This window comes from Halonatronum saccharophilum DSM 13868, from assembly GCF_000517025.1.
Classification (GTDB): domain Bacteria; phylum Bacillota; class Halanaerobiia; order Halobacteroidales; family Halobacteroidaceae; genus Halonatronum; species Halonatronum saccharophilum.
Window position 1 is genome coordinate 177,602 of the sequence record NZ_KI912094.1, and the last position, 15,805, is coordinate 193,406.

The 15,805-nt window shown below is 34.8% G+C and carries 15 protein-coding genes; all 15 read right to left on the reverse strand.

Features of this window, described 5'->3' with window-relative positions:
• Nucleotides 1-89: 89 nt before the first annotated feature.
• A complete protein-coding gene (argH, locus tag HALSAC_RS0104315; RefSeq protein ID WP_027339232.1) occupies nt 90-1,460 on the reverse strand; it encodes an argininosuccinate lyase in 1,371 nt (456 codons plus the stop codon).
• A gap of 116 nt (nt 1,461-1,576) precedes the next feature.
• On the reverse strand, nt 1,577-2,050 hold the full coding sequence (locus tag HALSAC_RS0104320) for a GNAT family N-acetyltransferase (protein WP_027339233.1): 474 nt from the start codon (nt 2,048-2,050) through the stop codon (nt 1,577-1,579).
• Nucleotides 2,051-2,081: 31 nt separating this feature from the next.
• Nucleotides 2,082-3,290 (reverse strand): argininosuccinate synthase, encoded by a 1,209-nt coding sequence (locus tag HALSAC_RS0104325; protein WP_027339234.1) that lies wholly within the window; start codon nt 3,288-3,290, stop codon nt 2,082-2,084.
• Nucleotides 3,291-3,540: 250 nt separating this feature from the next.
• Complete coding sequence (locus HALSAC_RS0104330; RefSeq protein WP_027339235.1) at nt 3,541-3,972, reverse strand: Fur family transcriptional regulator; 432 nt, start codon at nt 3,970-3,972, stop codon at nt 3,541-3,543.
• A 427-nt stretch (nt 3,973-4,399) separates the two neighbouring features.
• Complete coding sequence (locus tag HALSAC_RS17630) at nt 4,400-5,230, reverse strand: serine hydrolase domain-containing protein (protein ID WP_342666844.1); 831 nt, start codon at nt 5,228-5,230, stop codon at nt 4,400-4,402.
• A gap of 56 nt (nt 5,231-5,286) precedes the next feature.
• Nucleotides 5,287-5,964, reverse strand: coding sequence for a serine hydrolase domain-containing protein (locus HALSAC_RS17635; protein WP_027339237.1), 678 nt, complete (start codon nt 5,962-5,964; stop codon nt 5,287-5,289).
• A 241-nt stretch (nt 5,965-6,205) separates the two neighbouring features.
• On the reverse strand, nt 6,206-7,150 hold the full coding sequence (locus HALSAC_RS0104345) for an NAD-dependent epimerase/dehydratase family protein (RefSeq protein WP_027339238.1): 945 nt from the start codon (nt 7,148-7,150) through the stop codon (nt 6,206-6,208).
• 259 nt (nt 7,151-7,409) lie between these two features.
• On the reverse strand, nt 7,410-8,087 hold the full coding sequence (locus tag HALSAC_RS0104350; protein ID WP_027339239.1) for a CPBP family intramembrane glutamic endopeptidase: 678 nt from the start codon (nt 8,085-8,087) through the stop codon (nt 7,410-7,412).
• 214 nt (nt 8,088-8,301) lie between these two features.
• Nucleotides 8,302-9,024, reverse strand: a complete 723-nt coding sequence (locus tag HALSAC_RS0104355; RefSeq protein ID WP_027339240.1) for a GNAT family N-acetyltransferase — start codon at nt 9,022-9,024, stop codon at nt 8,302-8,304.
• Nucleotides 9,025-9,106: 82 nt separating this feature from the next.
• A complete protein-coding gene (locus HALSAC_RS0104360) occupies nt 9,107-9,850 on the reverse strand; it encodes a class I SAM-dependent methyltransferase (RefSeq protein ID WP_027339241.1) in 744 nt (247 codons plus the stop codon).
• A gap of 219 nt (nt 9,851-10,069) precedes the next feature.
• Nucleotides 10,070-11,968 carry a S41 family peptidase gene (locus HALSAC_RS0104365; RefSeq protein ID WP_027339242.1) on the reverse strand — a complete coding sequence of 633 codons (1,899 nt, stop codon included), beginning with the start codon at nt 11,966-11,968 and terminating at the stop codon, nt 10,070-10,072.
• Between the two features lie 173 nt (nt 11,969-12,141).
• Entirely contained in the window at nt 12,142-12,765 is a 624-nt protein-coding gene (locus HALSAC_RS0104370) for a GNAT family N-acetyltransferase (protein WP_027339243.1), read from the reverse strand.
• Between the two features lie 227 nt (nt 12,766-12,992).
• The gene (locus tag HALSAC_RS0104375) at nt 12,993-13,844 is read right to left on the reverse strand and encodes a metal ABC transporter permease (RefSeq protein WP_027339244.1); all 852 of its coding nucleotides are present in this window, start codon (nt 13,842-13,844) and stop codon (nt 12,993-12,995) included.
• A 2-nt stretch (nt 13,845-13,846) separates the two neighbouring features.
• Complete coding sequence (locus HALSAC_RS0104380; RefSeq protein WP_027339245.1) at nt 13,847-14,611, reverse strand: metal ABC transporter ATP-binding protein; 765 nt, start codon at nt 14,609-14,611, stop codon at nt 13,847-13,849.
• A 1-nt stretch (nt 14,612) separates the two neighbouring features.
• Entirely contained in the window at nt 14,613-15,623 is a 1,011-nt protein-coding gene (locus HALSAC_RS0104385) for a metal ABC transporter substrate-binding protein (protein WP_027339246.1), read from the reverse strand.
• Nucleotides 15,624-15,805 lie beyond the last annotated feature (182 nt).

A 15,805-nucleotide genomic window follows, 5' to 3' on the forward strand; every position in this document is an offset into this window, starting at 1 on the left:
TCTCTTAACATTGAAAGTAATACTTTATCACTATTAAACCTATATTATAGTAAAAAGTCCAATGCCATCACTGGCATTGGACTTCTAAATCAACTTAATTCCTTCTTCTCTTGCGCTATTACCCGCTCAATCTCTTTTCTCGCTGGTCCACCTATAGTATCCCTAGCATCGACACAAGTCTCTATAGCAATTGTATGGTAGATATCCTCTTCAAAGACAGAAGAGAACTCCTTCCATTCCTCCATCGTAAGCTCCAAAAGGTTCTTTCCATTTTGAATACAATAGAAAACAGCCTTCCCTACTACCTCATGGGCCTCTCTAAAGGGAATATCCTTATCTACAAGATAATCGGCTACATCGGTAGCATTTACAAAGCCACCTTCAGTAGACTCCTTCATCTTATGGGCATTAAAGGTTGTATTTGCCATCATTCGAGCAAAAATCTCTAAACTAACCTTTAAGGTATCTACAGTATCAAATAAACCTTCCTTATCCTCTTGCATATCTTTGTTGTAAGCTAAGGTTAAGCCCTTCATAGTTACAAGAAGTTGCATTAGATTTCCATAAACCCTTCCACTCTTTCCTCTAATCAACTCAGGAATATCAGGGTTCTTCTTTTGAGGCATGATACTACTTCCTGTACAGAAGGCATCCGAGATATTGACAAAGTCAAATTCTGAAGATGACCAAATAATCAACTCTTCACTAAATCGGCTTAGGTGCATCATCAAGGTAGCACCAGCAGATAAGAACTCTATAGCAAAATCACGATCACTTACTGCATCCATACTATTTTGACTAACCCCATCAAAGCCTAACTCCTTAGCGACAAATTCTCTATCTATTGGGAACTTAGTCCCTGCTAAGGCACCAGAACCTAGAGGTAGAATATTGACCCTCTTATAACAATCTGTTAATCGATCATAATCTCGCTTAAACTTCTGCTGATAAGCAATTAAATGATGGGCCAACCTAATGGGCTGCGCCCTCTGTAGATGAGTATAGCTAGGCATAAGGATATCGATATTATCCTCAGCTAACTCCAATAAAACAGACTGAAGCTGCTTAATCAACTCCTTAATCTCTTCTATCTGCTCCCTTAGATAAAGCCTAATATCTAAGGCCACCTGATCATTTCTACTTCTAGCAGTATGTAACTTTCCACCAACAGGGCCAACCTTGTCGGTCAACCTCTTCTCTATATTCATATGTATATCCTCTAACTCAACGCTAAACTCAAACTTACCTTCCTCAACCTCTTTTAAGATTTCTTTTAATCCATCTATAATCGTCTCGCTATCTTCCTTGGATATAATATCACACTTGGCCAGCATCTTGGCATGAGCCATACTCCCTTGGATATCATACTTGGCCAGCTTATAATCAAAGCCGATAGAGGCATTAAACTCCTCAACCAGCTTGTCCGTATCCTCTTGAAACCTACCACTCCATAACTTCATCATCTCACCCCTCTTTTAGATCAATTAATAGTTAAAGATTAAGAATTAATAATTTAAGACCAAAGATTTTTAAATCTTAAATTATTTTAATCTAAAAGGTTTATAACTCTTAATTCTTAACTGTTAATTCTTAATTGTTTTGTTAGTTTCGCTCTATCATAGTCATCGTCTTGGCTTACTTCTTCAATCTTGTATCCTAAGTTTTGATAAAAGTTCAATAAGTTCTTTAGTTCATAGGGAGAGTATAGGGTTATTGACTTGCCATCGTTGGTCCTGACTCTTTTTTCAACTTCTTTGAGCAAGGTACTTCCTATATTTAAACTTCTATACTCCTTTAAAACTCCTAAACGTATCAATCCATATTCTCCATCTTCTAATGGATAATATCTAAGAGATCCGACTGCCTTTCCATCCAACCAAGCAATCAAGACCTCCTTATTAATTATATCCATCTTCACATCCTCATAATCCTCTAACAAAGATGGAGTTGTCTTAAAAGTGGGAGATTGGGCATAATCACTAAAGCACTCCTTAGTTAATTCAAAGACCAACTTTGCATCTTCCTCTTTAGCCACTCTAATATTGATCATAACCCTCTCCTCCATCCCATTTAATTAAAGATTAATTATCTCCATTTACAGTACCATTGACCTTTAAAGATAGACCAAATAACTCAATAAACCCTACTGCTGCCTCGTGGTTGAAGGTATCAGACTTCTCATAAGTAGCTAAGTTCTCTTGATACAATGAATTATCTGATTTTCTTCCAACAACAGTTGCATTACCTTTATATAATTTTACTTTTACAGTTCCATTAACATACTTTTGAGTAGTATCAATAAAGGCATCTAATGCCTTCTTTAAAGGAGAGAACCACTGTCCATAATAGACTAACTCACTATACTTTTGTGCTACTAGCTCTTTGTAGTGATAAGTCTCTCTATCTAATACCAAATCCTCTAAGTGTCTGTGTGCATCTATTAATAAAGTACCTGCTGGGGCTTCATATATCTCTCTTGATTTAATTCCTACCAATCTATTCTCTACCATATCAATTCTTCCTACCCCATGCTTACCTGCAACCTCGTTAAGCTTTGCTACTAATTGGACTGGACCTAATTCTTCACCATTTATAGCAACTGGCTCTCCTTTTTCAAAAGTAATATCTAAGTACTCTGCTTGATCTGGCGCATCTTCAGGAGCAGTAGTAATCTGATAAACCTCTGCTGGTGGTTCTGCCCAAGGATCCTCTAGAATTCCACACTCAATACTAACTCCCCATAAGTTTCTATCTATACTATAAGGGCTCTCCTTAGTAGCACCAACAGGGATATTATGTTTAGCTGCATACTCAATCTCTTCACTTCTTGAACCAAACTCCCACTCTCTTAATGGAGCAACTATCTCAATTCCTGGGGCCAACGCCTGAAAAGATACATCAAAGCGAACCTGGTCATTTCCCTTTCCAGTACATCCATGGGCTACTGCATCTGCCCCCTCTTTTTTGGCAATATCGATCATCTTCTTAGCAATCAAAGGTCTAGAATAAGCAGTCGCTAAAGGATACTTCCCTTCATATAAACAACCTGCCTTTAAACCTTTAAATACATACTCTTTCATAAACTCTTCTTTTAAATCTTCAATATAGATTTTAGAAGCACCTGTATTTAATGCTTTCTCCTTTAATGGGGCTAAATCTTCATTCTGCCCAACATCTGCAGCAAAGCAGATAACCTCTACATCATACTTATCTTGTAGCCATTTAATTGCTACCGAGGTATCTAAACCTCCCGAATATGCCATTACAACCTTATTTAATTTCTTACTCATATTAAACTCCTCCTTTTTATATTTAAGTTCGACAATTAATTATTTTCACCTTCGTTAGTATGATTATACATCTTGATGTATAAAAATTCAACAAAAGGATTAAAGTCTAAATTTTCTGACAACTATACTGCTTTGCTAATTCTTTAATATATCTAAAATATAAGTTAATTTGAGCTTTTGAACTATATTAGTACCAATTCGTGTTCATTGGTGGTTCCAACCAGTTCTTAATTCTTTTCTTTTTAAATTCTTAATTCTCAACTGAAATTTTACACTTAGGACAGATTCCATACATGTTCATCCTATGCTCTAGGATTGTATAATCTGTCTCCTTCTTTAATTCATCTTCAAAATCCTTCAAAGGGCAATCTAAAGGGGTTATATCATCACACTTAATACAAATTAGGTGATGATGATGCCCCCTATCTGCTAATTCAAACCACTTTTCCTTATCGCTTAAAGTAACACTTTTTAAAAACCCTTCCTTCTCAAATCTATTAAGATTTCTATAGACAGTAGATAGTCTCAACTTAGAATCTTTATTATCCAATCTATTAAAGATTTCTTGTGCCGAAATGGGCCTCTTAGCATCTATTAAGACCTTCAAGATATTAGATCTCTGCTTGGTTAATCTGATACCTTTATCCTTCAACCTCTCCTCTAATAAAAATAGTTTGTCCATTATTATCCCTCTTTTAATTTGATTATGATACTTATCTATTTTTAGTATACCTAAAATTACATAATAAATAAAGGAGATTTAGTAATAAAGCTAGCTTTATTACTATAGCCATCAGCTATCTGCTAAAACCTTTAAGTCAAACCACTAAATCTGACTAACCACTCGACCAAACTTTTTCATTTTTTATGCTCTAATCGGCTCTTATCAGATCTAATCAGCTGCTGGACCTTTGCCCTTTAATTACTATAGTATTAATACCGCTGAAATAAGACAGGGCCAACGATTTAAATCGTTGGCCCTGCAAATATAAGTATATCTCTTATCCTCTATCCCTACGAGTTTTTAAATAACAAAAAACTCTTCGTGGGCAGAGTTACTATTTATTTTTTAACTCGATGCTTTTTTCGCTGCCCTTATCCTCTATCCCTTAATTCTCAACCTCTCCTGTTAAAAACTCCGAAATATTAAGAGGCGCAGTATCTAAGGTTCCTGTTAATTTATTATCAAAGAACATAAGGCTAAAGTTATACTTGAAATTGCCCATCTCCCTAAACTCTAAATTAAAGGTGTTTTCTCCACTCCATTCACCCTTTGCTGCCACTACATCAACATTTAAATCATGAAGATAAGCTCTATACTCAGTAGTTATTTCTGTCTTCCGATAGATTCCATCTAGGCCAATTTCAATAACATCATCAGGAATCCACGGAATCACATCATCATCGATTGATGGGCCTATCAGTCTCAAGTATGCCGTACTTTCATCCTCAAAATCCAACCTTATACCCTCAATCCCTAAATCATTGAGCTCTAGCCTATAAAAATTACCAGAAATTTGAGCTGCTTTTTGAGGTAAAGATATTACTTCTTGGGGCTGAGGATTCTTTATATCATTAATTCTCTCTTCTAACTCTCTGCTAGCTTGAAGGTTTTCCTCTATTGCTTGATCATCTTTAACAGCATTTCTGATATGAGATAAAAGAGTATATACACGATTATATACACGATTATATTCATTATATTTACCACTGGTTACTATAACCATATCTGACTCAGGAATAACCATAATATTCTGTTCTCCCATCCCACTAGCATAATAACCATATTCTGTAGCCCACCATTGATATCCATAACCTGGTGCCGCCCATCCTTCAGCATAGGTATGTTTCTTGGTAGATCTACTGACCCAAGATTCTGGTACTACCTCTTCACCTTCCCAATAACCCTTATTTAAGAAAAGGTACCCAAACTTAGCCATATCCCTAGGCTTCAAATAAGCTCCTGCTGCTCCTCCATAATAGTTGTTATCATCCTTTAAGTTATCTGAGGAACATAATCAATCTCCATTGGCTCGAAGAGGTATTCATTAGCAAAGTCAATTACTGTCATATCAGTAATTTCATTTAAAATAACAGCTAAAAGGTCACTACTACCATTATCATAAACAAAGCTTTCTCCTGGTTGGTTAATCAAAGGGCGTTTAATAATCCGCTCTGGCAGTGTTGCTTCTGAAATATTCCAATAAGGTTCAATAGCATAACCAGCCGTCATCGTCAATAGATTCTCTATAGTTATCTCTTTTTTACGAGGGTCCATATCATCACTATAATATTGAGGGAAGAAGTCGTATACTCTCTGGTCAACGCTCTCCAAATATCCCTCCTCTAAGGCAATCCCTATTAAGGACGATAAGACACTCTTAGTCGCTGAGTAGAGGTTTGCCGCATCTTCCTCTCTATGGGGTGGATAGTAGACCTCTGTAACTATATGCCCATTTCTTATGACTAGAAGACTATTCAAATCTATGTCTTGTCGCTCAATATAATCCAAAGCTCCAAGCAAAGCCTCCGAATCCATCCCCTGCTCCTCTGGTGTCGAAGTCTTCCACTCCCATTCCTCCTCCACCGGACTACTACTCATAGCAAAGGTACTAGTGCTACTAAGAACTAAGATTAAGATTAGAAAACTTAGAACAAGATATCTTTTCTTCATTATTCCACTCTCCTCTTTTATTTTTAGACTACTACAGATGATTAATTTGATAATTTCTACTTAGAATAATTCGATTTCTTGTTATGGTTTAAATTTCTTTTTAGGTTTATGTGGTTATTCTATAATATTTTCCAAACTAATACAAGTGACTCCAGTCATGAATTTGGCTGTCAACTAAAACCTTAACAATCAAATCATTAGCTCTGACAACTTCTTCGACTAAACCTTTGACCTTTAATTTCTAAGATTCTAAAACATACTCTACCTTATCCATCCTAGGATCATCTAGCTTCGGCCTCTTATCTGAATACCATCTATAAGCTCTCTCCAGACCTTCCTGCAAATTAATCTGAGGAGTATATAACCCATCCTCGCCCAAACTCTCCACACTCAACAAATGAGTAATATCCCTAAAGGGGAAGAACTCTCTTGGATGCAAGCCTAGCTTATCATAGTCAATCCTCTTCACTTCCACCTCTTTACCTACTGCCTCTATTGCACTTTCAACGAGATATTCCCAGGTTACCTTCTGTGGATAACTCAAACTATACCCTCTGCCCACTGCCTCACTAGAATATAGTGCACTCTCAAATAACTTCACCAAATCCTCAATATGTATAAAATGATTTATAGTATCTCTGGCTGGTATCGGTATAGACAAGCCCTCCTCTATCCTATCAAAGAAGTACCCCTCTCTATAAAGATTATTCCCTTCCCCATAGATATAAGCAGGTCTGAAGATGGTTACTGCTAAGCCTTCTTCTTCACATAATTTGAATAGATAATCCTCGGCTCTCATCTTATCCAAACCATAATTGCCCCAGTTAGGGTTGAATCCTCTTGGACTATCATCGCTAATAACCCCTTCCTTCTCTTTATAGACTGTCATAGAGCTACAGAAGATATATCTCTTTAATTTATCCCTTTCTAAGACCGATGTTAATAACCTAAGATCTTCTTTATTATAGGCTGTGATATCAAAGACCCCATCGTAGCTTCTCCCAGATAGGCCTTCTCTTAATGATTCTAGAGACCTTCTATCACCTTTTATATGGTCTCTAACTCCTTTATAATCGACCTCTCTTCTACCCCTTGTGAAGATATCGACTTGGTAACCCCTCTCTATTAGATGCATAGCCATTGCCCTACTGACAAACTCTGTCCCACCCATCACTAAAATTTTCATTATTAGCAACTCCTTTGTTTTAGGTTTATATGACTGTAACTATATAGTAATAAAGTGTAGCTTTATTACTAACTATGAGCTGTGAGCCGTGTGCTATGAGCTAAAAACATGAAAATCTTTATGGATCTTAAATTCATTCCGGATTTTAATTGTAGGTGTGATTTACTGTAAGTTTTTAAAGATTTTGAACTAGCTAATGGCTCAAAGCTCAAAGAACATAGCTAGTGGCACGATAGTGCCACTATATTACTATTAAATTTTACATCTGCACCAAAACCAATATACTCACAATAAAATTATGAAGCGAGTGACTTATTATACAGGCCCAAAGAGAATCTGTCTTCTTATACACATATGCCTGCAAAAGACCGATAACAAATAGATATAAAGAGGCGAATAAGAAGTCTGCAATTCCACCCATACCTCTAACATACCAGATTGGAAAGTGTATAACGAGAAATAGAAATGACGATATTATCATAGCCCTTTTAAAAGAAATCATCTCCCACAACTTCCTTAATAAAAATCCTCGAAATACGATCTCCTCGGTAAATCCTGCTAGTAATACAACATTGAGCCACCCATGAATACCCAGATTAAAATCCACCATTAAAGTTCCTAGTATATTTATTCTAAGCAAAGTATAGAATAAAAAGAATAAACTTAAAGATATAGCACCCATTAACCCTTCTTTAACATTTTCCTTCAGCCTTAAATAAGATAATGGCCTGACCTTATCATAAAGCTTAAGGTATAAGAAGACTGGCAAAATCCACACTAAGACCTTAATTATTGCCTTTGAAAGGGTATGAACATACTCTGGATAATTAGCCTGTATATATGTAGCCACTCCAATTTCGTAAATCGACCAGGTTATAAAGAATACTATTATATAAGATGCTAAATTTCTAATATTATTATCTATTCTACTTTTCATTAAGATTCCTCCTTTCTCTTAATTCTCTTCAATAAGCTTTCTTAACTCCTTCTCTATCTGAAACGCCCTACTTATATCAGCTAACCAAGTTAAGTCTTGATTAAATCTTTTATGATTATATCTAACCCTAATCGGATCTTATCAAATCTAATCTGCGTATAGATTTAGCCTTTGAACTTTATTTTTTAAGCCTTTAATATCTAGGAATCACCTCTCATAATCTCATATCCTCTACAACTAAATGCTTTTTAAAATTTAATGATAATGCTAATTCATGAGACCTTAGATTCTTTTCAGTGTGCCTATATAAACTTATTCTTTGATTATTTATACCCCAATTGGATAGTTTCGAGACTAAAGCCTTTCCTATAGACTGACGCCGATAATCTGGATGAACAACAACTCCAATATCACCTATCTTTTCTCCCCAAAGCCAAAAACTTGCCACACCAACTAGCTTATGATTATCAAAACAACCATATACAATAGGATCATCAAGGCTGACTAAACCCTCATCTAAATCTCTTTTAGAGCATTCACTCTTAAACACTTTGAATTCTTTATCATAACTCTTATCTAATTTAGATATTATATATTTCTCTCCAAGAAAAGACCCCTTATAATCACTTGGGTTTAAGAATAGATAAACTGTTCTATCTTCTACTCTATGCTTATCTAATCCCATCATACTTTTTAGTTGATTGATATCTACCCTCGAAACAATTCCAGACTGATCTATTCTCTCTACAAGATTATCATATAAAGATGGAGGTGTAATAATTAATGAATTCAACTTCATCTGATAGATTGAAATCTTTTTATCCTTTTCATATTCTTTCTTTGTAATTATTTCGACATCTTTCAAATTAAATGGAACATCTATTATTTTACTCATCTCTCTTTGAACCCTTCTTTCAAAGGGTGTTAGTTTATACATTTGGCATCATCCTCTCAATAAACTTTATCTATTCGCTGACTGGTGATAGTAACCTAAAGCTAAAATCTTTAACAAAATCATCCTACTTATTTACAACCCAAAACATACATTCTCCTGAAAGCTCCTTCACCTTATCCTTCTCATCAAAGAGGTCACTCCTATAAAAATCTTCTACCAACTCAAACCCAGCCTTAGCTAAGCTCTCTAATACCTCTTCTCTATCAGGTATATGAATAAAAATCTCACCTTTTTCATTCTTAGAGGTGGTTATCCTATCACCGTACTCATATAAGCGCTTATCTTGCTCTCCTCTTTCCCACCTTTCTTTCTCTTTCTTCCAAAATTCTCTGTACTCTTCTCCCATATCTCTATCATATGTAGTAAATATAAAGATTCCATCATCTTTTAGTACTCTTCTTATCTCTTCTAAAACCTTAACTCTACCTTCTCTACTAGGAATTTGCGTTATCCCATTAAAGGAGAATAGAGCATAATCAAATGAATTATCATCAAAGTCTAAATTTAATACATTACCCACTGTGAAGTTTAGTCCATATCCTTTCTCCTTATCTATCTTTTTGGCAGCCCTTATCATATCCTTGTTCAGGTCCAAACCTACTATATCCTTATACCCTTTCTGGTATAATCCAAAGGTAGTTCTCCCTGCTCCACAGCCAATATCCAAGATAGATTTATCCTTATCGAAGTATTTATCAAGTACATACTCTTCAGATTTCCATAGCCCCACCCCATCTACAGCATCACTATAATTAGAGATTGCTCCTTTATATGATCTTTCAACAAATTTAATATCAACTTTTTTCATAACTATCTCCTTTCTATAAATAAAATTTTTAAAGCTCTCCTATCCTGATTTGCTCATTCAATATTATTGGCCCTCTATACTACTTTAGCTAAGCTATAAACTACCTTATTACTTAGATAAGGTACATCCCTAAAATAAAAGATAATGTCCCAAAGATAATAAATTTACCCCCAATGATATTCTAAGCTCCTTTTTAAATTCATTTAATTATCTCATCTCTTAACGATTATCAATCAACTCCAATACTTTAGTTAAAACTTGATCTTCTACTTGCGTCTCCTTTATCCTATCAACTTCAACCTCAACATCTGGAAGTACTCCTCTACCATCATCATAACCTGATGGCCTAATAAAATGTTTATATGATACTGTAAACTCCAACCCTGAATTTGGCAAACTACTTCTAAGTAAATCTCCATAAGCAGACGCTACCCCACCTGTCTCTTGTCCAACTAAGACACCTGTTCCAAAATCCTTCACCACAGCTGCAAGATCAGAGGCGGCTGAATAACTTCCATGCCCAATTAAAAAATAAACCTCTCCATTAAATCTTAAATCATTATCCTCAGGTTCTATTAATTCCTTTTTGACACTTATTACTCTATCTTCACCTGCTCTAGCTACATCACTTAACCCAGCCCCACCCAATTCTACTGCATAATCAGATAATTTGGTAAGAATTTCACTATATATAAGATAAGGGGTATCAGTTATATACTCATATAAGTGCCTAGCTAATCTATCACTTCCACCTCCATTATTACGCAAATCGATAATTAAGTAATCTGTTTCATTGGCCCTTATCTCTTGAAAGAACCTTCTCATCTCTCTCTTATAACTACTAAAATCTTCATTAAAAGTATTGATAACATTTTCATCAAAAGTATTAACTGTTAGCAAAGCTATCCTTTCTTGTGGGAAATCTAAACTCCAAAGTAGTTCATCTCTATTATTTTGAGATTTAAATTGCTTATCCAAATAATCACCATGACTAATACTTTTTAACCTGGCTTCTTTAACTCTTTCTTCTTCCGTCTTATATTCAACTATAAACTCCTCTGACTCCCCATATAGAAGCCAAAAATATATTGGGAAATGTCTCTCAGCCCTTCTATAGCTCCAATGGTTTAATTGACTACTAATTAATCCATTTATATCTTCAGATATATTCCTTCCATCAACTCCATTAATGGAAATTACTCTAGAACCACTTGGTATCCCTTTATTACCAAAATCATCTAATATAACCATCCCTTCATTATCGAAGACGACTTTAAGAGGAACTAGATTGCTAAAACTATAACTTTGAAATGTTTGATTAATTGGTAATTCAGTATGAGAGTCCCTTACACCAGCTGTAAAACTAGCTAGTAAGGTATATAATTCTAATTTTGTCCAGTGGAATTTTGAATTTAATATATCTATTATTTGCTCAAACTCTCTTTTTGTCTCTTCTTTATCTCTTTTAAAGTATATATTAGGATGGATCCCTTCTAATCTCTCCCACAAATATTCTGCATCACTTATGGCTTCTTGACTAGTCAATATTTCTTTAGCAATACCCTCTTGGAATCTATTTTCATCTAATTCATAACCTTTCTCTTTGAAATCAAAGAGTTTAAAAGAATTAATCATCTCTTTGGCTATCCCTAGATTATCATGGTATACTCCTTCGTCAGATACAAAAATCAAATCAAATCTAAAGCCTTCCTTATATATTATAAAATTAACTAATTTCATCGAATACTCTGGATATGATATCATTAGTTCATAACCCTCATTTCCATCTAATTCAACTCTATCTACAGATTTTAGATTATCTACTAACCGGTCTATAATTTCAGAGACTTCTCGATTCAGTGCCCTCATAGATCCCATTGGACTTTGATAAATTTCAAAGCCAATCTGATAATCAACCATAGGAGCAAAGCCAACATTATTATTTAGTTCTGCTTTTCCCCATTTTGCTGGATACTTGATACTATAGTAGTCATTCGAGTAAGATTCCCAAACCAAACCACTTGGTAACTTAAGATTATTCTCCTCCATCAAACCACCTCTACAACCAACTAATACTGATAACAATAGTAATAATATTAAACACTTATATTTTTTCATAAATAAAAAAACCCCCCTCTAAAGAATTATAACTCTTAATGTTATATTATGGAATACAACATTAAGTAATAAAGATTAACTTCTGGATATATAATGATAAACCTCCAAAAATAACAATATTAATATAAAAAGAGAGATCAGGGCCAACACCCTCCTCTCTCTTACACTCTTTGCTACTTGTTCTCTCTAAACATATGATAGATGCTAATATCTTTACCCTTTCCTTCTTTAATTACTTTATATCCAAAATGTTCATAGATAAGCTTGTTCTTCTTATCGGCAAATAGGTAAACACCTGATACCTCAGGGTTACTTTCAGTAATTTGATGAATTTCATCTAAAAGCTTTCTTCCTATACCTTGGCCCTGATAATTAGGGTCTACACCTATCACCTCTAAAGTATAATAGGGCTTCTTCAAACTCTTTGGTGGTATAACGTGCTTTATGATTGAAAAAGATTTTTTAAGGTTAATTTTAATAATTATAGAGAAGAAGAATTTGATAGCTTCAGGAAATAAAATCTTCACCTTCTGAGCTAAAGAAGATTTTAAGCCTCTCTTTAAAATAGCAACTCCAACTATAGTGTCATCCTTTATAGCCAAAAGAATATCTTCTCCTACTTCTAAAGCCAATCTCAATTTTAATAACCCACCACGATAATAGACTTCTTTCACACCCTCTTTGGAAAATTCATGAATATATCTACTAATCCCTTCCTGCTCAAAGGCATCTGTTATAAGCTTAGCAACTTCTTCTAATGCGCTTTCATCTGCCTTAATGATCTTTATATCCTCCATAAACGACCTCCTAATTTCATATACTGATCACTGATTTATCCTCATAGTTATCTAAGGTTGTTACACTAATCACTAGTGTAGTCCTTATTTAATACTAAAAAATAACTATTTCCAACAATACCAAATAATTTTAAATATAGATATTAAATTCTAGATATCTGAGTATATACCTCTAAAATCAATAAAACAATATTATAATTACCACAAAAAATAAAGAGGTGGGCATATTATATGCCCACCTCTTTATTTGAATATTTCCCTTTATTATCTCTCAATGCTCTCATTACAAACTTATAAGATATGGTCAAAATCAAGAAGATAACACTGACGATTATTATCGTTCCCCCCGGGGCCAAATCATAATAAAATGAAGTTATAAGACCTATATTTAAGGACAAGACACTAAATATAATACTCCAAAGGATCGTCTGCTTAAAGCTCTTGGCTATCTGCATACTGGTTGCTACTGGCAAGGTTATCAGAGAAGATACCAAAAGACCTCCAATAATCCTCATCGATAAAGATATAGTTATAGATATCAAGATTATAAATAGAAGATTCAAAAAATAGACTGGAACCCCTGCTAACTTGGCATCCTCTTCATTAAAAGCTGTATAGAAAAAACCTTGATAGTAATAAGTTATTACCCCAATAATAAATATCCCTAGAGGGATAACTATGCGAATATCCTCTCTAGTTACAAGGGATATACTACCAAATAAATAACTAAAAATCCCCGAATTATTATTTCCCAAACTGATTAATATTGTAGCTATACCTAACCCAGCGGCAAGAATTATCGAGATAGAAAGCTCAGCATAGTCCTTGTAGTCCTTCCTGAGCTTCTCAATGCCTAAAGCAGAGAGAACTGAAAATAGCAAAGCTGTATAGATTGGATAAATTCCTACTAGCATACCAAAAGCCACACCTGCTAAGGCTATATGAGATAAAGTATGTCCAATTAAAGACAACCTCTTTAAAACTAAGAAAACTCCTACCAAAGGACATATGACAGCTATAATATTCCCTACTAAGAAAGCCCTTTGCATAAAAGAGTAAGCGAATACCTCTAAAACCATAATCAATTCACCCCCTTATGCTCATGCTTAGGCAAAACCATACTATTATTACCTTTTATCACATTCAAATAATCTAAATAATCAAATTCCTCAGCCCTATGAGTATATATCTTTTTATCAGCGAAACAGACTATCTTATCTGCTTTATTGGAAATCATATTAATATCATGGGATATCATCACTATTGTCAGACCCAATCTTCTATTTAGACTAGCCAAAAGTTCATAAAAGGAGTCCTGCACCTTTGCATCTACCCCTACCAAAGGTTCATCTAAGAAGATAATCTCTACTTCATTGACCAGAGTTCTAGCAATAAAGACCCTCTGTTGTTGGCCCCCTGACAAATCTCCAATCAGCCTATCCTTATAATCAATCATATCTACTAGTTCTAAAGCCTCATCCACCTTCTTATGGAGCCCTTTAGTTAAAAACTTAAAAAAGCCCATCCTAGAATAAAGGTTGGCCCCAACAATCTCTCCTACCGTTGCAGGAAAGCTTTCATTAAAACTTCTTACATTTTGTGAAACATAACCAATTCTTTTCCAATCTTTAAATCCTTTGATTGGTTTTCCTAAAATCTTAACCTCACCTGCTCTAGATTTTAAAGAACCTACAAGCAGTTTTAATAAAGTACTCTTTCCAGACCCATTAGGGCCAACAAAGGCGACAAAGTCGCCCTCATTGATCTTTAAATCTATATTATCTAGTATAATCTTATCTTCATATTTAAAGGATAGATTCTTTACTCCAATTACTTCTTCTTCCATTCTATTTCACCAAAGCTTTCTTTAATGTCTCCAGATTCTTTCTCATAATAGAGAAGTAATCCTCACCTTCGTCTACATCCTCTGGCCTTAGACCTTCGATTGGATTGAGAATCATAACCTCTAAATTAGCTTCCTGGGCCAAAACCTCTGCAGTTCTAGGTGCTGCTAAAACCTCCAAGAAGATATACTCTAAGTTATGATCTTCAACCTCTCTTACCAATCTAGCTAGGTTAGCTGGACTTGGCTCTTGATGAGGACTTATACCTGATACAGAAAGCTCCTTAAGCCCATACCTTTCGGCCATATATTGAAATGCAGAATGGGATACTAAGATATAGTCACTCTTTCTATTAGCTAAACCTTCCTCATACTCCTTATCTAACTGCTCAATCTCTTGAGCAAATTCATTATAATTTTGACGATAATAATCTTCGTTTTTTGGATCCAAAGAAATAAACTCCTCCATCATACGCCCTCCAATAACCTTCATATTCAAAGGATTTAGCCAGATATGAGGATCATACTCTCCATGGTAATGATCGTGTCCATGATCGTTATGACTATGACTATGTCCGTTATCGTTATGGCTATGACTGTGACTATGCCCGTGGCTATCATGACTATGATCGTGTCCACAACCATCATAGTCCAACACCTCTATACCGTCACTTACCTTAACTACCCTTACTCCAACTTCACTTAGATTCTGATCTACCCTCTCCCCCCAAGGCTCTAAATCAAGGCCATTATAGAAGAAGATATCTGCTCCTTCTAATTGAGCTATCTTCCTTGGTGAAGGCTCATAACTATGTACCTCCGTACCATATGGAACAAGAAGCTCAACATCAACTTTATCTCCACCTATCCTATTTGCAACATAGTATAATGGGTAGAAAGAAGCATAAACTGCTAGGCTATCTTCTTCAAGACTCCCAACTGTAGCCTCCTCTCCACCACACCCTACTAATAATAAAGCTATAACTAACATAGAAATTAACAATTTAATTTTCATTAATCTTACCCCTTTCTTCTTGCAAATGATTTGCATATTAATAGTATAGTACTAAAAAATATATTAACTGTCAAGGAGTTTCGTATCCAATTTATGGAATCAAGAACCTCCCTCCTCTTAATTCTATTAATTTGATATTTTTTATGTTTATCTTACAAGAAAAAAGAGCCCAACTTGAGCTC